Source organism: Geodermatophilus sp. SYSU D01036 (genome assembly GCF_054050435.1).
Map to the genome: position 1 here is coordinate 77,315 of NZ_JBJGZJ010000018.1, position 18,102 is coordinate 95,416.

Consider the following 18,102-nt stretch of genomic DNA (forward strand, 5'->3'; position numbering starts at 1 on the left):
GGTGCGACGCCGGTCACGTCCTCGGTAGCGTCCCGGTTCCCGGACGGCGTCGTCCGGGACGTCCAGAGGAGGACCCGTTGCCCCAGGTGCAGACCGTCCGCGGCCCCGTCGACACCGCCGACCTCGGCCCCACGCTCATGCACGAGCACGTGTTCGTGCTCAACGCCGACGTCCAGCAGAACTACCCCGACGAGTGGGGCAGCGAGGACGACCGGGTCGCCGACGCGGTGCGGAAGCTGACGAAGCTGGCCGGGACCGGCGTGCGCACCATCGTCGACCCCACCGTGATCGGCCTCGGCCGGTACATCCCGCGCATCCAGCGGATCGCCGAGCAGGTCGACCTCAACATCGTCGTCGCGACCGGCTGCTACACCTACGACGACGTCCCGTTCTTCTTCCACTACCGCGGCCCGGCGCTCGACGCGGCCGTCGGCGCCGAGGTGCCCGACCCGATGGTCGACATGTTCGTCGGCGACATCACCGACGGGATCGCCGGCACCGGGGTCCGGGCGGCGTTCCTCAAGTGCGCCATCGACCACCAGGGCCTCACCCCCGGCGTGGAGCGGGTGATGCGCGCCGTCGCCAAGGCCCACCGCGCCACCGGCGCCCCGATCACCGTGCACACCCACCCGGGCAGCCACACCGGCCTGGAGGTGCAGAAGGTCCTCGCGGACGAGGGCGTCGACCCGGGCCGGGTCGTGCTCGGGCACAGCGGGGACACCACCGACGTCGACCACCTGTCCGAGCTCGCCGACGCGGGCTTCGTCCTCGGCATGGACCGGTTCGGCATCAACCTGGACACCACCTTCGAGGCCCGCGCCGACACGCTGGTCGAGATGTGCCGCCGCGGCTACGCCGACCGGATGGTGCTCTCGCAGGACGCCTCCTGCTACATCGACTGGCTGGCGCCCGGCGTGATGGACCTCCTGCCGCAGTGGCACTACACGCACATCCACGACGACGTGCTGCCCTACGTGCGCGAGCGCGGCGTCACCGAGGAGCAGATCACCACGATGCTGGTGGACGTCCCGCGCCGGTACTTCGAGAACACCGGGACCTACTGAGATGGCGCTGCACCCCTTCGACGAGGCGGGGGTCGAGCGCGACGCGGCCGGCGTCAAGCACTACACCGACCTGCCGGCGTCCGTCGTCGCGATGCTGCGGGCCTCGGTCGAGCGGGACCCCGACGGCGAGGCGGTCGTCGAGGTCGACGGCCCCCGGCTGACCTTCCGCCAGCTGTGGGACGGCGCGGCGCGGGTCGCCGGCGGGCTGCGGGAGGCCGGCGTCGGCCGCGGCGACCGGGTGGCGATCCGGCTGGGCAACGGCGCCGACTGGGTCCTGGGCTTCTTCGGCACGCTGCTGGCCGGCGGCGTCGCGGTGCCGGTGAACACCCGGTTCACCGAGCCCGAGGCGCAGTACGTGGTCGACGACAGCGGCGCGCGGGTGGTGCTGGCGCCGGGGGCGCCGCTGCCCGACGGGGCGCCGTACGCGGAGGAGGGGCTCACCCGGTCCGACCTCGCGGCGATCTTCTACACCTCGGGGACGACCGGCTTCCCCAAGGGCGCGATGACCAGCCACGAGAACTTCCTGACCAACACGGAGAACGCCCGCCGGGTGGTCGGGCTGGGCCGGCACGACCCGACGCTGCGCAACCTGGTCAGCGTGCCGCTGTTCCACGTCACCGGCTGCAACAGCCAGCTGCTGCCGGCGCTGGAGGGCGGCGCGGCGGCGGTGGTCATGCCGGCGTTCGAGGTCGGCCGGTTCCTGCGGGTCATCCCGGAGGAGCGGATCGCGGTCGTCACCTCGGTGCCCGCGGTGTTCTGGCTGGCGGTCAACCAGCCGGCCTTCGCCGACGTCGACGTGAGCAGGGTCCGGTTCGCCACCTACGGCGGGGCACCGATCGCGCCGGAGCTGGTGGCGCGGATCAAGGAGGCGTTCCCGGCTGCGCGGGTGGGCAACGGGTTCGGGCTGTCGGAGACGTCGTCGATCTCGACGTTCCTGCCGCACGAGTACGCCGGCACGCACGCCGACTCGGTGGGCTTCCCCGCGCCGGTGGTCGACCTGCGGCTGGAGGGCGTCGACCCCGCCACCGGCGTCGGGGAGCTGCTCATCCGCGGCGCCAATGTCGTCCAGGGCTACTGGAACAAGCCGGAGGCGACCGCGCAGGCGTTCACCGACGGCTGGCTGCACTCCGGCGACCTGGCGCGCATCGACGACGACGGGTTCACCTACGTCGTCGACCGCGCCAAGGACATGATCAACCGCGGCGGCGAGAACGTGTACTGCGTCGAGGTGGAGAACGCGCTGGCGGCCGCGCCGGGGGTCTTCGAGGTCGCCGTCGTCGGGGTGCCCGACCCGGTGATGGGGGAGAAGGTCGGCGCCGTCGTCGTGCCGGTGCCCGGCACCGAGCTCGACGTCGAGGCGTTCCTGGCGCACGCCCGGGAGCACCTGGCCGACTTCAAGGTGCCGCAGTTCGTGTCCGTGCGGACGGCGGTGCTGCCCCGCAACCCCGGCGGCAAGGTGCTCAAGCCGGTGCTGCGCGCCGAGTCGCAGTGGGAGCCGGTGCGGCGCTGAGGGGGCGGGTCGTCCCGGCGGCGCGCCGTCCGCAGCCGCCGGGACGCCGGACCAGGGGCCCGGTCAGCGGACCGGGCGGATCTCCGTCGTCGTGGTGATCGGCGACCACGCGTCGGGGTGCGGGCGGCCGGCGTCGGCCACCCAGCCGGCCGCGCGCTCACCCGGCCGCGGAGCGGTGCGGGGAGCGGGCCGGGAGCTCAGGGCGACGATCAGGGCGAGCAGCAGGAGCAGCCCGGCGAGGACCCCGCCGGTGACCAGGAGCGTCGTGAGCACTGACTGACCGTATGCGGCGGACTGCTCCGTGTCACAGGCAAGGAACGACGGACATCCCGGCCGGCCACCGGCAGGTCCTGCCGGTTGACGAACGACACGTGCACGGCCCGAGGACGCGGGTAGGGCAGCGGCGTGCACGACCTCGCGAGGCTGGCCGGACGACTGGCCGCGGTGCCGCTGGGCGCCCTGGCGCGCCGGCGCCGCGGCAAGCCGATGCACCCCCGCGGCGCCGTCGTCGCGGCCGTCCTGGAGCGGACCGGCGTCCCCGGCTCCTGGGGCGTCCCCTGGCTGGACGAGCCGGCGCGCGAGGCCGCCGTCGTCCGGCTGTCCCGCGGGGCGGGCCTGCCCGCCCCGCTGCCCGACCTCCTGGGTCTCGCGGTCCGCCTGCCCGACGGCGGCCGGCCCGTGGACCTCCTGCTGTCGAGCACCGGCTCCGGCCGCTGGACGCGGCTCCTGCCGGTGCTCCGGGTCGACGCCGCGACCACCTACTCGTCGATCATGGGCTACCGCTCGGCCGCGGGGACGCTCCGGCTGGCCGCGGTCCCGGACCGGCCGGAGGCCCTGCCGTCGGACCCGGCGCCGGTCGCCGCCGCGGCCCCCGGGCCGACGTTCCGCCTGGTGGTCGCCCGCGGCGCGGGCGAGTGGGTGCCGTTCGGCCGGCTGACCCTCGGGGACCCGGCCGACCCCCCCGACCCCGACCTGCGCTTCGACGCCGTCCGCAACCCGCCGCCGGGGCTGCTCGCCGACGGCCCGATGGCCCGGTTCCGGGCCCCGGCGTACGCCGCCGCGCGGGAGGGCCGCAGCAGCCCGGGATGAGCCCCGCAGGGGTGACGCAGGCCACCCGGTGACTTCCCACACGGTTGTGCGGCACCATCCTGGGGTATCGGAACTCCCCGGAGTTCACCGAGGAGCACCGCCCCTGCCGTCGCAGTGCTCGACCGCAGGAGGAGTGGCCGTCCGAGTGATGCACGCTCTACCGACGTCCGCGTCGCCCGCGCGGATCCGCGTCGCGACGGTGCCGCACGCCGATCCCTACGTCGACGCCGTGCTGCCCGCCTCCGCGGTGCGGGTGGGTCCCGACCACGACCCGAGCCCGTGGCTGGACCCGGCGTACCTCACCGCGCACGCCGGCCTGGTCGACGTCGTGCACGTGCACACCGGCTACGGGCACCTGCACGAGGACGAGGTGGTCAGCTGGACCGAGGCGCTGCGCCGCACCGGCGTGCCGCTGGTGGTCACCGTGCACCAGCTGCGCGACCCCGCCCGGCCCGAGCGGCACCGGCACGACGCCCACCTGGCCGCGCTGCTGGCCACTGCGGAGGTCGTCTTCACGCTGACCCCCGGCGCCGCCGACGAGATCGCCGAGCGCTTCGGGCGGACGGCGATCGTCGTCGCCCACCCCTCGGTCGCCGCGGCCGACCCGGACACCGGCGCCGAGCGCGGCCTGGTCGGGCTGGCGCTCGGCATCCCGGGGGTCACGGTCACCGACCCGGTCGGGATGGTCCGGGCCGCGCTGTCGGGCGCGGTCTCCGGCGGCGGGCGGCTGCGGGTGTTCCTCGAGCCCGGGCAGTCGCTCGCCCTCGACCCGGACCTGCCCCGCGCCGAAGGGCTGGAGGTGGTCGTCCGGGACCCGGCGCGCTGGGCCGCGCAGCTGCAGGAGCTGCACGTGGCGGTGCTGCCGCAGCGCTGCGGCACGCACTCGCGGGACCTGGAGGTGTGCCGCGACGTCGGCACGCGGGTGGTGGCGCCGCGCTGCGGGTGGTTCGCCGACCAGTGGTCCGACGTCGTCGGCTACGGCAACGACGAGGAGTGCGGCTTCGACCCGGTGTCACTCGGCGTGGCGGTCGGCGCGGCGCTGACCCGGCCGATGCCCCGCCCCGCCGACCGCGGCTGGCGGGCGGAGCAGCGCGCGGCGGTGCGGGCGGTGCACGAGCAGGTCTACGACCAGGTGGTGGCCGACCGCGCCGTCCGGGTTCGAGGCGTCAGGGCCTGACCAGGTCGGTGATCCACAGGCCGGGCAGCACCTCGCGCTCGGCCACCTCGGTGAACCCGGCCCGTGCGTAGAGCCGGCGGGCCGGGGTGTTGTCGCGGCCGGTGGAGACGGTGACCGGGCGCCGCCCGGCCCGCTCCAGCACGGCGGCGACCAGGGCCAGCCCGGTGCCGCGGCGCGCGTGCGCGGGGTCGACGACGAGCCGGTCGACGTCGACGCCGCTCCCGGTGTCCCGCCAGCCGAGGGCGCCGAGGACGGTCGCGCCGTCGCGGCCGACCAGCCAGGACAGGCCGGCGGCCCGCAGGGCGGCCAGGTCCTCGTGCAGGGCGGGGATGCGGTCGTCGCCGATGAGCCGCGCCTCGACGGCGTAGGCGGCGTGCTGGACCTCGAGCAGGCGGGCCGCGAGGCCGGCGTCCCGGGCCGGGTCGCGGGCTTCGACGACCACCGGGCTCCGGAGGGGGAGAAGAGTGTGTGGGCAGGGGCGGGGTCGAACCGCCGACCTCTCGCTTTTCAGGCGAGCGCTCGTACCGACTGAGCTACCTGCCCCTCCCGGTGACGATGCACCGGGGAAGCGACCCTGACGGGACTCGAACCCGCGACCTCCGCCGTGACAGGGCGGCGCGCTAACCAACTGCGCTACAGGGCCTTGCTGGTACTGCTGGTGGTGCCGTGCCCCCAACGGGGTTCGAACCCGTGCTACCGCCTTGAAAGGGCGGCGTCCTGGACCGCTAGACGATGGGGGCTCGTGTTCGCCGGGGGCAGGGAGAACGATACACGGCCCCCGGAGGGCCCCTGACACCACCCCTCGGCCAGGCGTGGCGGGCCCGCCCGGGGCCGGCCGGCTGTCACGATCCGCGGGTGTCCCGCCGCGCCCCCGCTCCCGTCCCCGCCCTGCTCGCCGCGGCGCTGCTGCTGACCGGTTGCGGCGGGGAGGAGCGGCCGGCGGCGGGTGCGTCCCCGACCGCGGCGACGTCCTCCGCGACCTCCTCCGCGACGCCGTCCGCCGGCGGGTCCTCCTCGCCCACCGGGAGCGACGACGGGGACGCCGGCACTGTCGCGCCGTCGTCCCCCGCCGACACGCGGCCCGACACCGCCGACGCCTCCGCCGACGCGTCGGTGACCGTGCGCGACGTGCGCACCGGCCGCCACGACGGCTTCGACCGCGTGGTGTTCGAGGCCGGCGGCACGGGGACGCCGGGCTGGGACGTCCGCTACGTCGACGTCGCGAGCTCGCAGGGCAGCGGCGAGGAGGTCGAGGTGGCCGGCGAGGCGGTCCTGCAGGTGACGATCACCGGCGCCGGCTACCCCTACGACACCGGCGTCGAGGAGTACGCGGGCCCCGACCCCCTGCCGGGCGAGGGCACCGCCACGGTGACCGAGGTGGTCTTCGACGCGACCTTCGAGGGGACGACGGTCGCCTTCGTCGGCACCCGCTCGCAGGCGCCGTTCCGGGTCTACGCGCTCGAGGACCCGACCCGGGTGGTCGTCGAGGTCGCCGACGCCGGGTGAGCGGTCAGCCGAGGCTGGCGGTGAGCTCCACCGTGTCGCCGGACACGCTGGTGCACTCCAGCGACAGGCTCCCGGCGTTCACGGACTCGCCCTCCCCGCAGGAGACGCTGGCCCCGGCGACGTCGATCGACGCCCGCCCGTCCTGCACGCTCCCCAGCGTCACCGTCGTCCCCAGGACCTCGACCTCGCTGCCCTCCCCGTCGAGCGTGATCGTGCAGGTCGACCCGGAGCAGGAGAAGCCGTTCGAGGTGAACGAGCAGCCGGCGACGGGGACCAGGGCGAGCGCCCCGGCGAGGACACCGGCGGCCAGGCGGGGAGTCGGAGCCATGGCGGGAGCGTAGGGCGGGCGGCTCAGTCCGTCGGGGAGGCCGGCGTCCCGTCGCCGGTGCCGTCCCCCGTGCCGTCCTCGGTGCCGTCCTCGGTGCCGTCGGCGGCGGTCCGCTCCGGGACGACGGTGCGCACGATCGTCGCCTCGGTCTCGCCGAGGCCGCCGAGGGTGATGTCGTCGTAGGCGACCAGCGCGCCGCTGTCCGGGTCGAGGTAGAGGACCGTGCAGGTCAGCGGCTCGGGGTACTCGCCCTGCAGGCCGCGCAGGCCGGCGCCGCCGGTCGACCCCTGCACCATGAGCAGCGTCCCGCCGTCGAGGGTCTCGACCTCCCGCTCGTGGGTGTGCCCGGCCAGGACCAGCGGGACGACGCCGTCCAGCGGCCCGGCCTGCCCGGGGTCGTGCACCATCGCGATCGCCGGCGTCGCCGCCTGCTCCTCGGCGACCTCCGCGAGGTCCTCGCCGGTCTGCTCCAGCGACTCGCCGTCGCCGGAGGCGTCCTTGTCGGGGGTGAACCGGGGGTCCCGGGCGCCGACCACGGTCAGGCCGGCGACCTCCGTCGCGGAGTCGTCGAGGACGGTGGCGTTGGGCTGGGAGGCGACCAGCGCGGCGGTGGTCGCCGAGTCGTGGTTGCCGCGGACGTACACGTAGGGGACGCCGAGCGCGCCGATGGAGCCGATCAGCCGGTTCTCCGGCTCGCTGCCCCAGTCGGTGATGTCGCCGGTGTCGAGGACGGCGTCGACGTCGAACTGGTCGGCCACCTGCGCGACCAGGTCGAAGCCCGCCGGGTTGAGGTGGATGTCGGAGACGTGCAGCAGCGCCACGGTGTCGGAGGGCCCGCCCGGCGCCGGCAGCGCCGACAGCGCGGAGTACAGCGTGCCGACGTTGGTGACCAGCTCCTCGAGCGACTCCCGGTAGGCGCTGAACCGGGCGACGATGTCCTCGGCGCTGCCGATCAGGCTGGTCGCGTTGACCAGCAGGCCCGTGTAGGTGGGCTGGGACAGCGCCTCGGGCCGCCAGGTCGCCGCACCCAGGCCGGCGGTGCCGGCGAGCAGCACCACGGAGACCCCCGCCGCGACCAGCGGCTCGCGCCAGCGGCGGTAGAGGAGCAGGGAGGCGACGGCGGCGCCGCCCACCCCGGCGGCGGCCGTGGTCCAGGCCAGCCGGACGACGGCGTCCTGCAGGTCGGCGCTGACCCGGTCGACCAGGCCGTCGAGCCGGGCCGGGTCGCTCATCAGCTCCTGGATGCGGGACTCGTCGACGCGGCGCAGCTGCACGTCCAGGCCGAGCGGGCCGTCGTAGGCGTCGACCTCCAGCGTGCCGAGCGGCGGCACCTCCACGGTCGCGCCGCCGCCGGTGGGGGTGAGGGCGAGCCCGGCGTCGAACGGGCCGATGGGCGCCTCGACGCGGCCGAGCAGCAGGATGCCGAGCAGCGCGCCGGCGGCCGCGACGGCGAGCCGGACCGCCCAGCGCCCGGCGGCCCGTGCCGGACGCCTCCAGCGCCCGGGCGCCCGCGTCGTCGGCTCGCTCATCCCGTCGAGGCTAGTTCCGGGGCCACGCCCCTGCTCGGGACGGCGACGGCCGGCCGGGATGGGCCCCGGCCGGCCGTCGCGGTGTGTCCGTGCAGGTCAGGCGACCAGCTTCGCCGTCACCTCGGCCAGGCGGCGGCCCTGGTGACGGGCCGCGGCGAGCTCGGCGTCGGACGCGGTGGCCGACTTGCCGCCCGAGGCGTTCGAGACGCCGTAGGGGTTGCCGCCGGCCTCGAACAGCAGCGGGTCGGTGTAGCCGGGCGGCACGATCACCGCGCCGAAGTGCGAGAAGACGTTGAAGAAGGTGAGGATCGTCGACTCGTTGCCGCCGTGGACGTTCTGCGCGCTGGTGAACGCGGTGGCGCCCTTGTCGGCCAGCTTGCCGGTGAACCACAGGCCGCCGAGCGTGTCGATGAACTGCTTCATCTGCGAGGCGGGCGTGCCGAAGCGGGTGGGGCTGCCCAGCGCGTAGCCGTCGGCCCACTCCAGGTCGGCCGGCGTGGCCTCCTGGACCTCGTTCGCGGTGGCGTCGACGTGCGCCCGCCACAGCGGGTTGCTGTCGATGGCCTCCTCGGGGGCCAGTTCCGGGACCCGGCGCAGGCGCACCTCCGCGCCCGCCTCCTCGGCGCCCTCGGCCAGGGCGCCGGCGAGCTGGTGCACGTTCCCGGTGGACGAGTAGTAGATGACGGCGATCTTCGCCACGGTTCCCTCGGCTCTCGTGTCGCGTACGCGGTCTCGTGGTTGCACGTTCAACCACTGCCGGGTCGTGTGCTCGCGACACGCGCGCGTCAAACACCCGGCGGGGGACCGGGCCGGGGGATCAGGCGGGCTGCGGGCGGAAGACCCAGCGCAGCGCCAGGAAGCGCAGCGTCCCGATGGTCGCGGTGACCAGGGCGATGACCGCCAGCTCGGCGACGACGGCGGGCTCGCTGACCGTGGCGTTGAACCAGCTCAGCGCCAGGCTGGTGGCCACCATGCCGGCGATCGCCAGCGCGCCGCCCTCCCACTGCGCGGCGAACCAGCCGACCCGCTCACCGGCGCGGAAGGTCAGCCGCCGGTGCATCTCGTTGGCGAGCATCGACGACAGCGCCGAGCCGACGACGTTGGCCTGCACGCCGCCCAGGTCGCGCAGCAGCCAGAACAGCAGCGCGTAGACGGCACTGGAGAACCCGCCGACCATCACGAAGCGCGCGAACTGACCCAGGGCCCGGTCGGAGCGCACCAGGGTGTTCAGGCTCGCGGCGAGGTCGGCGACCACGTCGACGACCGCGGGACGGTGCAGCAGCGACGGGCACGTCACGGGCGCACCTCCTCGCTGGTCACGGCGTCGTCGGGGATCACTGTGCAGGATCCTCCTGACACTTACCTGGGGGCGACCGCATTACTCCCTGCGGGTCGCTGTGTCGGGTGTGCATCCGCTCACTCCGGGTCCCCGCAGGCGCTTCCCAGGGGGCTGCCAGGGACCTGCGTCACAGTCGGGGCCATGAGGCCGCTGCTGTCCGCCGCCCTCGCCGTGGCGCTGGCGGTCGTCGCCGCGCTCACGCTGCTGCCCACCGGCGACGGGGGCTGGTCCTGGGGCTCGCCCGCCGTCGAGGCGCACTGGTACCTCGCCGGCCTGGACTCGCGCGCGACGGTCCGGCAGCTGCTGGGCAACCTGCTGCTGCTGACGCCGGTCGCCGCGGTGGCCGTCCTCCGCTTCCCGGCCCTGCGCCGGCCGGCCCTCCTCGCGGGCGCGGCCGTCGCCACGGGCGCGGCGATCGAGGCGCTGCAGTGGCTGCTGCCGCTCGGCCGGGTCGTGTCGCCGCTGGACGCGCTGCTCAACGCGGCCGGTGCGCTCGCCGCCGGACTGCTCGTGACCGCGCTGGTCAGCACCGTGGCCGGTGGCGTCAGGGTGGCCCGGCGGGGGTAGGAGCCCGCGCATGAGCCTGATGGGGATCCTCGACCGACTCGCGGACGTGAGCACCTTCGACCGGGCCATCGAGCAGGCCCGCACGGCGGTGCAGGCGGTCCTGCGGCCGGCAGCGCTCAAGGACGCGCTGCACGGCACCTGGCTCGGTCACCCGCTGCACCCGGTGCTCGTGCAGGTCCCCGTCGGGAGCTGGACCTCGGCCGGCCTGCTCGACGCCGTCCCGCCGCTGCGGCCGGCCGCCACCGTCCTGATCGCCACCGGGGTCGCCGTCTCGGTGCCCGCGGCGATGTCCGGCGCGGCCGACTGGTCGGAGCAGGAGGTCGGCGTCCGCCGGCTGGGCGCGCTGCACGCCGTCTCCAACATGGCCGCGCTGAGCCTGTACGTCGGCTCCCTGGTGGCCCGGGCCAAGGGGCGCGGCACGCTCGGCCGGGTGCTCGCCTACGCCGGGCTGGGCATCGCCACCGGGTCCGCGGCGATCGGCGGGCACATGTCCTACGCCCAGTCCTCGGGCGCCTCGCACGCGGCGACGGCGGCCCGCGCGCTGACCTCCGACTGGATCGACCTCGGCCCGCTCGACGACCTGCCCGAGGGCCGGCCCGCGCTGCGCACCGCGGGCGGCAGCGGGGTGGCCGCGCCCCTGGCCGCCGTCCGCCGGGGCGGGCGGGTCGACGTCTTCGTGGGTGCCTGCTCGCACCTGGCCGGGCCGCTCTACGAGGGCGCCGTCGAGGAGGTGCGCGGGCACGAGTGCCTGGTCTGCCCGTGGCACGGGTCGGCGTTCGACCTGGAGAACGGGGAGCCGCGGCGCGGCCCGGCGGCCAACCCGCAGGAGAAGCTCGAGGTGCGGATGGAGGCCGGCCGGGTCATGGCGCGGCTGCCCTCCCGCCACCAGTAGCCCCCCGCCCTACGCTCGCCGCATGCGGCGGACGGCGGCGGTGCTCGCCGTGCTGCTGTGCGCCGCGTGCGGCTCCGCACCCCCGTCGGCCGCCGAGCCGGCCTCGCCGGTGTCGCCGGCGTCGCCGTCGTCCACGCCCGCTCCCGGGCCGGCCGTGCCGCCGGTGCCCGGGATCGAGGCGGAGGCGGTGGAGCTGCGCACCGACGCGGCGCTCGGCGGGCAGGTGCAGGTCCGGGTCACCGACACCGGCACCGAGCCGTTCACCGTCACCGCCGTGGCGATCGACTCGCCCGGCTTCGCGCCGCTGCCGGACCGCGCGGTCACCGCCGCCTACGCCCCCGGCCGCACCATCGACCTGCCCACGCCCTACGGCGAGGTGGTGTGCGACGGGGCCGCCGAGCCCGCCGCGGCGCGGCTGACCGTCGTCCGGCCCGACGGGCGTACCGAGACCCTGCGCGTGCCGCTGGCCGCCGAGGCGCTCGGCCGCATCCACGAGGAGCGGTGCGCCGTCCGCGCCGTCCTCGGCGTCGCGGGGGTCACCGTCACCGGGCTCGCGTCGGACGGGAACGCCGTCGCCGGGTCGCTCGTGCTGACCCGGGCCGGCGACGACGACCGCCCGGTGACCGTGACCCGGCTGGAGGGCAACGTCCTCTACGACGTCGCTGCGGGCCTGCCGCGGACCCTGGAGGCCGGGGAGCCGACGCTGGAGGTCCCGGTCGAGTTCACGATGGCGCGCTGCGACCCGCACGCGCTGGCGGAGGTCAAGCAGCCCTACCTGTTCGTGCTCGGGCTGCGGGTGGGCGACGACGACGAGGTGCCCGCGGACCTGCCGCTGGACCAGGCGCAGCGCGACGTCCTCTTCGGGCTGGTCGCCACCGCCTGCTGACCCCGCGAAGGGACCGGCCCGGCTGTCCCGGGGGGAACGGGACGGCCGGGCCGGAGTGCTCGCACGCGGTCGTGACCGGCGCGCTGGGGATGACCGTAGGTAGTGGCCCCCGATGCCACGATCCCCTGAACGGGTGCACGTCCCCGCGCGGGTGGCGCCCCACGGTGACGCACGGTTGCCGACGGCGTGCGGTGGGCACCTCGACCGGGTGTTCCTCTTCTTCTCCAACCGCCTGGGCTGCCTGGGATCCCTGCTCGTGTCCGCGGTGCTGACCCTGGTCGTGCTGCTGGTGCTCGACGTGCTGTGACCGGCGACGAGGTCCTGGCCACGTGGGCGGCCGGGGCGGACCGGGCCCGGGGCGGGCCGCGCTCGCGGCGGGTGGAGGAGGTCGACCGCCGGTGACGGGGCGTGCACCGGGGGACCGCAAGCTGCTGCGCAGCGCCGCGGGGCGGGGCGCGACCGGCGTGTCCGGGACGGGTGGTCCGGGCGGCCGCCACAGGATCGGCGCCCTCGGAACCCCCCGGCGTGCGCGGACGTGCGCCGACGAGATCGGAGGGCACGATGCAGGACCCGACTCCCCGACGAGCCCAGCCCGACCAGCGGCGCCGCCCCGGCCTGCGCGAGATCCCCGCCGTCCGGAGAGGTGAGGAGGACGAGCGCAGGGCCCCGGCACGGGCCGCGCGCACCGACGCCTGAGCCACGACGACGCGGCGCGCCGGTCAGACCCGCCGGTCGCGCCGCGTCCTCCGGTCAGGTCCCGGGGCGAGGGGCCGTGCCCGCCGGCGGCCAGGGCATCCGCGCGCGGCCGGCCCGCGCCAGGGCGGCGGCGCCCGCGCCGAGCGCCGCGGTGACCAGCGCCGCCGACCCCGTCGGCGGCAGCCGGCGGTCCAGCAGCCGGATCAGCAGCGCCGTCGCGCCGCCGGCCGCCATCGAGCCGAGCACGGCCGAGCCGCCGAGCAGGCGCATGCCCTCCCGCGAGTCGCGGTAGGGACGCGTGACCTCGTCCCGGACCCGTTCGACCTCGCGGTGCACCGCCGCGCCGATCTCCTCGGTCAGCGGCTGCAGCAGGTCACGGCCGGGAAGTCCCGGGATCTGCGACGTCATGGCACCCTCCCCGGTCCCGACGGTCGCGGTGCCTGCGATTGTCGCCCCGGCCGGGCCCGCCGCGGGGCCCAGGCGTCCTACCGCTCGCGCTCCTCGCTCCCGCGGCCGGTGATCTTCTCGACGAAGTTCTCGATCTTCTCCGCAGGACCGCTGAGCTTCTTCTTCACGACCATCTTGGCGCCGCCCTCGAGGGTGTCCTCGAAGAGCCCGGGCAGGCCCCTGGGCTCGCTCTCGGGGTACAGGTCCAGCCGGTTGACCGCCTCCGCGAACCGCAGGTAGGTGTCCACGCTCGCGATGACGACGCGCGCGTCGACGGTCACCAGCTCGATGCCCAGCAGCGCCACGCGGGCGTACGCGTCGAGCACGATGCCCTTGTCCAGGACCACGTCGAGGACGTCGGCCAGGCCACTCGGGCGGGGCGCGCGGTTGACGGTCGACACGGTCATGAGCTCCCCCAGGTCTGCGGCTGCCTCCCCACGATGGCCCGCCGCCCGCCGGTCCGCAGAGGATGGCGCCCCGGTCGCGCCACGCCGTCATCGGGTGATGACGTCTGGTCACGGCTTCACTGACGGCCCGGGCGCGTCGTCGTGGGAGCCGCTCCGGCGGTCACCGGCCGGCGGGACGATGCCGGTGCCGCACCCCGCCCGCGGCCCCGCGCGGGCAGGCAGCGGATGGAAGAGGGTGCCGCCATGCCGGAGGGAACCCGACGCCGGGCCCAGCCACCCCAGCGCCGTCTGGACCGGACCCGCCAGGCCCCGCGGAGGGCCTCGAAGCCACAGGCGACGGGGGGCGGGAGTCAGAAGGAGTCCTTCGGCACCCAGCTCTGGAAGGGCTTCCTCGACGGCCTGCGCCGCCGACGCTGACCTCCGGAGGCCGGTGACCGCCCGCTCCGTCCGGGAGCCTCGGCGGTACCGGGCCTCGGGGGCTCGTCGTCCCCATCCGGATCGGCGGTTGTCCAGCGGATGGTCGAGGCGGAGCCCTGACCTCCTAAGATGCCGGATCAGCGATCTCGGGACGCCGACCCACTCCAGTCGCTCCACACGACTGTCGATGGGGGAGGCCGGAGTGGGGACCGCCTGCCGTGGTCTCGGCATGCTGTCGATCTCGGGAGGCGCAGTGTCGGATGCGCAGGGGAGTGCCGCACACCAGCGGACCTACCGCAGTGCCCTCTATGTCGACTTCGACAACCTCTACTCCGGACTTCGGCTGGTCGACCAGGACGCCGCGAGCGTCTTCGCCAACGACCCGGGGCGGCTGCTCGCATGGTTGGCGAGCGGGGCGGACGACGAGGGCGTCTTCCGCCGGCGGTTCCTCGTGCGCGACTGCTATCTGAACCCGCAGGTCTACGCGGGGTACCGGGCTCAGTTCGTCGCCGCGGGATTCCGGGTGATCGACTGTCCCTCGCTGACGCAGCGCGGCAAGAGCAGCGCGGACACCCACATCGTGCTCGACGTCGTCGACGCCCTGAGCCACGCGACCCGGTACGACGAGTTCGTCATCTGTTCCGCGGATGCGGACTTCAGCCCGTTGATGACCAAGCTGCGGCGCCACGACCGCCGGACGCTCATGGTGGCCGCCGGCCCGTACGCCGCTGCCTACGAGGCGGTCTGCGACTCCAGCATCGGACCGATGCAGCTGCTGGAGGCGTTCACCACCCCGGCCGCACCGACGGCGTCGGACGAGGCGCCCTCGCCCACCGGCCTGACAGGAGACGACCTGTCCACCGCGGCGGCGGCGATCCGCGCGCTCGTCGACGCTTCTCCCGCGCCTCTGGCGGGCGCGACCGCGGCCCACGCCGGGCTGCGGGCTGTGCCGCAGATCGCGGCTCGCGGCTGGGGTCAGGCGGGCGACGGCTTCGCCGGGTTCGTCCGCGACCGCCTCCCCGAGCTGGAGTTCCGGCGCGACGCCTCCGGTGGGTGGGTCCTGGACCCGCGGCGGCACGCGCTGGAGCCGGACCCCGGTGAGGCCCAGCCGGACGACGTCGTCGCCCGGGTGTGCCGCGTGACCCGTGCGCCGCAGCTCACGAAGGCGCAGTACGCGGCTCTGTTCGAGCACCTCGCGGCCGCCGCCAGGGGCAACCAGGCGCTGGACCGGCTCGCCGCCGACGTGCGGGAACGAACCACGGCCGCGGGTGAGCCGGTGAGCCGTCGCGCGGTCAACTTCGTGATCCAGGGGCTGCTCTACGCCGACACGGACCTCAGGGAGGCCGTCCCGAGCCCGCGCGAGATGACGTACGCCTGGCGGAAGCACCTCCGGACCCTGTGCGAACAGGCCGGGCTCGAGCTCAGCCGCGAGGACGAGGCGACCCTGGACCGGTGGGTGCTTCCGGCGGCGCCCCGTGGCAGCTGAGGGGCCTGCCCCCCTCCGGTGGTCGGCCCCGCCGACGGCGCGGGGACGGATTGCCGTCGTAGGCAGAGGCGGAGTCGTGGACCACCAGCAGCCGCTATGGCACCGTCCCGACATCGTGAGCGAGGACTGGCGGCCGCTGCGCCTGCGGCGGGACGGCACCTGCACCGACTGCGGCGCGGACCTGCCGACGGGCACGGCCGCGGTCTGGAGTCGGTCCGCCGGTGCGGTGCGCTGTCAGTCCCACACGGCGCCCGCTCCCGCTTCCGACGACCAACCCGCGACCGACGCGGGAACCTGGCGCACTCTGACGCTGCGTCGGGCGGCGGCCTGCGCCGGCTGCGGCGCCGACCTGGCCGCCGGGACCACGGCCCTGTGGAACCGGGCGCGGCGGGTCGTCCAGTGCCTGGCCCACGACGATGCGCCTCCCGCCCCGCCGGCAGTCGCTCTGCCGGCAGTCGGCCCGCCGGAGGCTGCCTCGGTCGCGCCTCCCGTGGCACCGCGGGTGACCGGCACCGCGGGCGCGTCCGCCGAGGCCGAGTACGAGCGCCGCAAGGCCCGCCGCGAGCAGCGGGTCCGCAGCGCCCACCCGATCCTCGGCGGGCTCATCCTCGCGCTCTCCGACGAACCACAGCACGTCGCCGCCTGGCGGCAGGGGGCCGCCGGCGAGCGAGCGGTCGCCCGGCGACTGGACCAGCTCGTCGAGCACGGCGTCGAGGTACTGCACGACCGGCGCATCCCGGGCACCCGGGCGAACATCGACCACATCGCCGTGTCCTCCGCGGGCGTCTTCGTCATCGACGCGAAGAACTACACCGGCACCGTGCGGGTCGACTGGGAGGGCGGCCTGTTCGGCCCCCGGCGGTACAAGCTGCTCGTCGGCCGCCGCGACTGCACGAAGCTCGTCGCCGGCGTCCAGGCGCAGGTGCAGCTGGTCCGCGACGCGCTCGCTGCCGATCCTCGGCTCCCCGACGCGGTGGCGGTCACCGGGGTGCTGGCGTTCTTCGAGGCCGACTGGCCGCTGTTCCCGCCCGACCGCATCGAGGACGTCCGGCTCGAGGGACCGAGGTCCACAGCCAGCTGATCCGCCGCGCCGGCCCCTTCAGCCCCGCAGCCGTGGGGCTGGTCGCCGACCGGCTGCGCACCCACTTCCCCGACCGCGAGGCGAACACCGGCCGGTGAACGCCGCGCTGGGGGTGAGGATCTCCGACGTCGAGCCGCCTCACGACGGCGTGGAGCGGGTGGGCAAGCGCACACCGCAGCCGGGCCGTGCCGACGGGCCCCGACGGCGGCATCCGCAACGGTGGTGAGCCCTCTCGTTCGATGTCGAGCGCCGGCCGGGCGGTCACGATCGCCGGCTCCGGGTCGGACACCCGGGAGTCCACCTCGTCCACGGATGGCTGGGACTTCTGGCGCGCTCGCGATCACCGCACCGGCCGCACGACGAAGTGGAAGGCTCTCCGACGCCGGGTGGATTCGTCCGCGTAGCGGCCGGTGCGGCCCCGCTGGCCGTCCCAGCGGCGCGCTAGCCTCGCAGAGGGCCGCAGGCGCCGCAGGTGTCTCACGCGTTGTCTCGTGGGTGTCTGAGAGGTTCTCTGCACCCACCGGGCCTCTAGCTCAACTGGCAGAGCAGCGGACTTTTAATCCGCGGGTTGTGGGTTCGATCCCCACGGGGCCCACCGTGCTGCCCCGGCGAGGAGCCGTCGACCCGGGATCCCCACGGTCCCGGTGTGCGACGGAGCATCGCCCGGCCCGCGGACCTCGACGTCGTCCGGGCCTCCTACGACCGGGTCGCCGAGAACTACGTGGCGACGGGCGTGGGCGAGTTGCACGCCCACTCGTGGCTGCGGCGTGCCGGTGGCTTGGACGACCCACCTGTGGGTCCCCGAGCAGATCGCCGCGATGCTCGCCGACGCGGGCTGGAGCCGGTGTCCGAGCTGCGGCTGCCGGCGGACGCGTCCGGGCACCCCAGGTGGCGCTCACCGCCCGGCGACCGGGCTGACCCGCGGGTCAGGAGCCCGCCAGCCACGCCAGGGTGCGGCCCCGCGACCAGCACCGGCCGACCGCCTCGGCGGGGAGGCTCGAGCCGTCGAACACGGCCACTCCCAGGATGCTGTGGCCGGAGGCTCGGCGGTCGCCGAACGTCGGGACGGCGGGCGCGACGCCGACCCCCTCCGCGGACACCCACGCCACCGCCCGGCCGGCCGCGGCCTCGCCGAGGCGCTGCAGGAAGCGCAGCCGGGCCTCGGGCGGGAGGCGCGACAGCGCCCACGTCGTCGTGACCACCGGCAGCGCGTCCGCGGGCACCCGGGCGAGGGCGTCGGGCAGCACCTCGACGGCGTCGCCGCGCAGCAGCAGGGGAGGGTCCGTCGCCGCCAGCGCGATCTCCGCGTCGAGCAGCGCCCTCCGCTCGGTCCGGTCCGGCGGCAGGCAGGCGCGCAGCCACCGGGCGTCGTCGGGGTCGGTCACGTCCACCGGATCGCGGTCGACGCCGATCCGGGCGACGACCCCGGGTACCGCCCGCGCCGGGACCGGCCGGTCCCCCACGACCCGGCACGCCGTCCGCACCGGGGACGCCGGGTCGCCCAGCGTCCGCCCGTCGCCGTAGGTGATGCCGACGCGGTCGAGGAACAGGTCGAACCCGGCCCCGCAGTCCACGCCGACCAGCCCGACCGCGGCCGCACCTCCCCGGTGCGCCGCCTCGGCGACCAGCGGGTACAGCACGGCGCCGTGCCCGGTCTCGGCGCCGCGCACCGGCCGGTGCG

The 18,102-nt window shown here is 75.7% G+C and carries 20 protein-coding genes and 4 tRNA genes; 12 read left to right on the forward strand and 12 right to left on the reverse strand.

All coding sequences use genetic code 11. The annotated features are described in order from the left end of the window. The first annotated feature begins 86 nt into the window (after nucleotides 1–86). Together ACI8AR_RS17180 and ACI8AR_RS17185 are read left to right on the forward strand one after the other, a co-directional pair. Nucleotides 87–1,064: a phosphotriesterase family protein gene (locus ACI8AR_RS17180; protein ID WP_456936708.1), complete on the forward strand. Its 978-nt coding sequence runs from the start codon at nucleotides 87–89 to the stop codon at nucleotides 1,062–1,064. A 1-nt stretch (nucleotide 1,065) separates the two neighbouring features. Then, nucleotides 1,066–2,574 carry a class I adenylate-forming enzyme family protein gene (locus ACI8AR_RS17185; protein WP_457052101.1) on the forward strand — a complete coding sequence of 503 codons (1,509 nt, stop codon included), beginning with the start codon at nucleotides 1,066–1,068 and terminating at the stop codon, nucleotides 2,572–2,574. 63 nt (nucleotides 2,575–2,637) lie between these two features. On the opposite strand, the gene ACI8AR_RS17190 is transcribed toward ACI8AR_RS17185, so the two are convergent. After that, complete coding sequence (locus tag ACI8AR_RS17190; protein WP_456936638.1) at nucleotides 2,638–2,847, reverse strand: hypothetical protein; 210 nt, start codon at nucleotides 2,845–2,847, stop codon at nucleotides 2,638–2,640. A 132-nt stretch (nucleotides 2,848–2,979) separates the two neighbouring features. Between ACI8AR_RS17190 and ACI8AR_RS17195 the strand changes: the two genes are divergently transcribed. Then, nucleotides 2,980–3,663 (forward strand): phosphodiesterase, encoded by a 684-nt coding sequence (locus ACI8AR_RS17195; protein ID WP_457052102.1) that lies wholly within the window; start codon nucleotides 2,980–2,982, stop codon nucleotides 3,661–3,663. A gap of 199 nt (nucleotides 3,664–3,862) precedes the next feature. Continuing rightward, complete coding sequence (locus tag ACI8AR_RS17200) at nucleotides 3,863–4,840, forward strand: hypothetical protein (RefSeq protein ID WP_457052103.1); 978 nt, start codon at nucleotides 3,863–3,865, stop codon at nucleotides 4,838–4,840. Here the strand turns inward: ACI8AR_RS17200 and ACI8AR_RS17205 are convergent. From ACI8AR_RS17205 to ACI8AR_RS17220, 4 genes are all read right to left on the reverse strand, one after another. Continuing rightward, a complete protein-coding gene (locus ACI8AR_RS17205) occupies nucleotides 4,830–5,282 on the reverse strand; it encodes a GNAT family N-acetyltransferase (protein WP_457052104.1) in 453 nt (150 codons plus the stop codon). The two genes, ACI8AR_RS17200 and ACI8AR_RS17205, sit on opposite strands and share 11 nt — an antisense overlap. 27 nt (nucleotides 5,283–5,309) lie before the next feature. Further along, nucleotides 5,310–5,383: transfer RNA gene (locus tag ACI8AR_RS17210), tRNA-Phe, on the reverse strand. Between the two features lie 26 nt (nucleotides 5,384–5,409). Continuing rightward, a tRNA-Asp gene (locus ACI8AR_RS17215) sits at nucleotides 5,410–5,483 on the reverse strand. Nucleotides 5,484–5,507: 24 nt separating this feature from the next. Continuing rightward, nucleotides 5,508–5,580 (reverse strand) — tRNA-Glu (locus ACI8AR_RS17220). 115 nt (nucleotides 5,581–5,695) lie between these two features. On the opposite strand from ACI8AR_RS17220, the gene ACI8AR_RS17225 reads away from it, so the two are divergent. Continuing rightward, nucleotides 5,696–6,346: an AMIN-like domain-containing (lipo)protein gene (locus tag ACI8AR_RS17225; RefSeq protein ID WP_457052105.1), complete on the forward strand. Its 651-nt coding sequence runs from the start codon at nucleotides 5,696–5,698 to the stop codon at nucleotides 6,344–6,346. 4 nt (nucleotides 6,347–6,350) lie between these two features. Here ACI8AR_RS17225 and ACI8AR_RS17230 read toward each other — a convergent pair whose 3' ends face one another. The 4 genes from ACI8AR_RS17230 to ACI8AR_RS17245 form a co-directional block, all read right to left on the reverse strand. Further along, nucleotides 6,351–6,674: a hypothetical protein gene (locus tag ACI8AR_RS17230; RefSeq protein WP_457052106.1), complete on the reverse strand. Its 324-nt coding sequence runs from the start codon at nucleotides 6,672–6,674 to the stop codon at nucleotides 6,351–6,353. Nucleotides 6,675–6,697: 23 nt separating this feature from the next. After that, a complete protein-coding gene (locus ACI8AR_RS17235; RefSeq protein ID WP_457052107.1) occupies nucleotides 6,698–8,203 on the reverse strand; it encodes a metallophosphoesterase family protein in 1,506 nt (501 codons plus the stop codon). A gap of 96 nt (nucleotides 8,204–8,299) precedes the next feature. Then, nucleotides 8,300–8,902, reverse strand: a complete 603-nt coding sequence (wrbA, locus tag ACI8AR_RS17240) for an NAD(P)H:quinone oxidoreductase (protein WP_457052108.1) — start codon at nucleotides 8,900–8,902, stop codon at nucleotides 8,300–8,302. A 118-nt stretch (nucleotides 8,903–9,020) separates the two neighbouring features. Next, the gene (locus ACI8AR_RS17245) at nucleotides 9,021–9,500 is read right to left on the reverse strand and encodes a GtrA family protein (RefSeq protein ID WP_456927499.1); all 480 of its coding nucleotides are present in this window, start codon (nucleotides 9,498–9,500) and stop codon (nucleotides 9,021–9,023) included. Between the two features lie 183 nt (nucleotides 9,501–9,683). Between ACI8AR_RS17245 and ACI8AR_RS17250 the strand changes: the two genes are divergently transcribed. From ACI8AR_RS17250 to ACI8AR_RS17265, 4 genes are all read left to right on the forward strand, one after another. Continuing rightward, on the forward strand, nucleotides 9,684–10,109 hold the full coding sequence (locus ACI8AR_RS17250) for a VanZ family protein (RefSeq protein ID WP_457052109.1): 426 nt from the start codon (nucleotides 9,684–9,686) through the stop codon (nucleotides 10,107–10,109). A gap of 10 nt (nucleotides 10,110–10,119) precedes the next feature. Then, nucleotides 10,120–11,001, forward strand: coding sequence for a Rieske 2Fe-2S domain-containing protein (locus ACI8AR_RS17255; protein ID WP_457052110.1), 882 nt, complete (start codon nucleotides 10,120–10,122; stop codon nucleotides 10,999–11,001). A 22-nt stretch (nucleotides 11,002–11,023) separates the two neighbouring features. Beyond that, nucleotides 11,024–11,887 carry a hypothetical protein gene (locus ACI8AR_RS17260; RefSeq protein WP_457052111.1) on the forward strand — a complete coding sequence of 288 codons (864 nt, stop codon included), beginning with the start codon at nucleotides 11,024–11,026 and terminating at the stop codon, nucleotides 11,885–11,887. A gap of 175 nt (nucleotides 11,888–12,062) precedes the next feature. Then, the gene (locus ACI8AR_RS17265) at nucleotides 12,063–12,194 is read left to right on the forward strand and encodes a hypothetical protein (protein ID WP_457052112.1); all 132 of its coding nucleotides are present in this window, start codon (nucleotides 12,063–12,065) and stop codon (nucleotides 12,192–12,194) included. A gap of 443 nt (nucleotides 12,195–12,637) precedes the next feature. Here ACI8AR_RS17265 and ACI8AR_RS17270 read toward each other — a convergent pair whose 3' ends face one another. Further along, nucleotides 12,638–12,991: a phage holin family protein gene (locus tag ACI8AR_RS17270; RefSeq protein WP_457052113.1), complete on the reverse strand. Its 354-nt coding sequence runs from the start codon at nucleotides 12,989–12,991 to the stop codon at nucleotides 12,638–12,640. Between the two features lie 77 nt (nucleotides 12,992–13,068). Beyond that, nucleotides 13,069–13,437, reverse strand: a complete 369-nt coding sequence (gene gvpJ / locus ACI8AR_RS17275; protein ID WP_457052114.1) for a gas vesicle protein GvpJ — start codon at nucleotides 13,435–13,437, stop codon at nucleotides 13,069–13,071. A 670-nt stretch (nucleotides 13,438–14,107) separates the two neighbouring features. On the opposite strand from gvpJ, the gene ACI8AR_RS17280 reads away from it, so the two are divergent. The 3 genes from ACI8AR_RS17280 (at nucleotide 14,108) to ACI8AR_RS17290 (ending at nucleotide 17,016) form a co-directional block, all read left to right on the forward strand. Continuing rightward, nucleotides 14,108–15,340 (forward strand): NYN domain-containing protein, encoded by a 1,233-nt coding sequence (locus tag ACI8AR_RS17280; protein WP_457052115.1) that lies wholly within the window; start codon nucleotides 14,108–14,110, stop codon nucleotides 15,338–15,340. 502 nt (nucleotides 15,341–15,842) lie between these two features. Then, nucleotides 15,843–16,421: a nuclease-related domain-containing protein gene (locus ACI8AR_RS17285; protein ID WP_457052116.1), complete on the forward strand. Its 579-nt coding sequence runs from the start codon at nucleotides 15,843–15,845 to the stop codon at nucleotides 16,419–16,421. Nucleotides 16,422–16,943: 522 nt separating this feature from the next. After that, nucleotides 16,944–17,016, forward strand: a tRNA-Lys gene (locus ACI8AR_RS17290). Between the two features lie 331 nt (nucleotides 17,017–17,347). Here ACI8AR_RS17290 and ACI8AR_RS17295 read toward each other — a convergent pair. After that, nucleotides 17,348–18,102 (reverse strand): DUF2332 domain-containing protein (locus ACI8AR_RS17295; protein WP_457052117.1); only part of this gene is annotated, 755 nt, incomplete at its 5' end.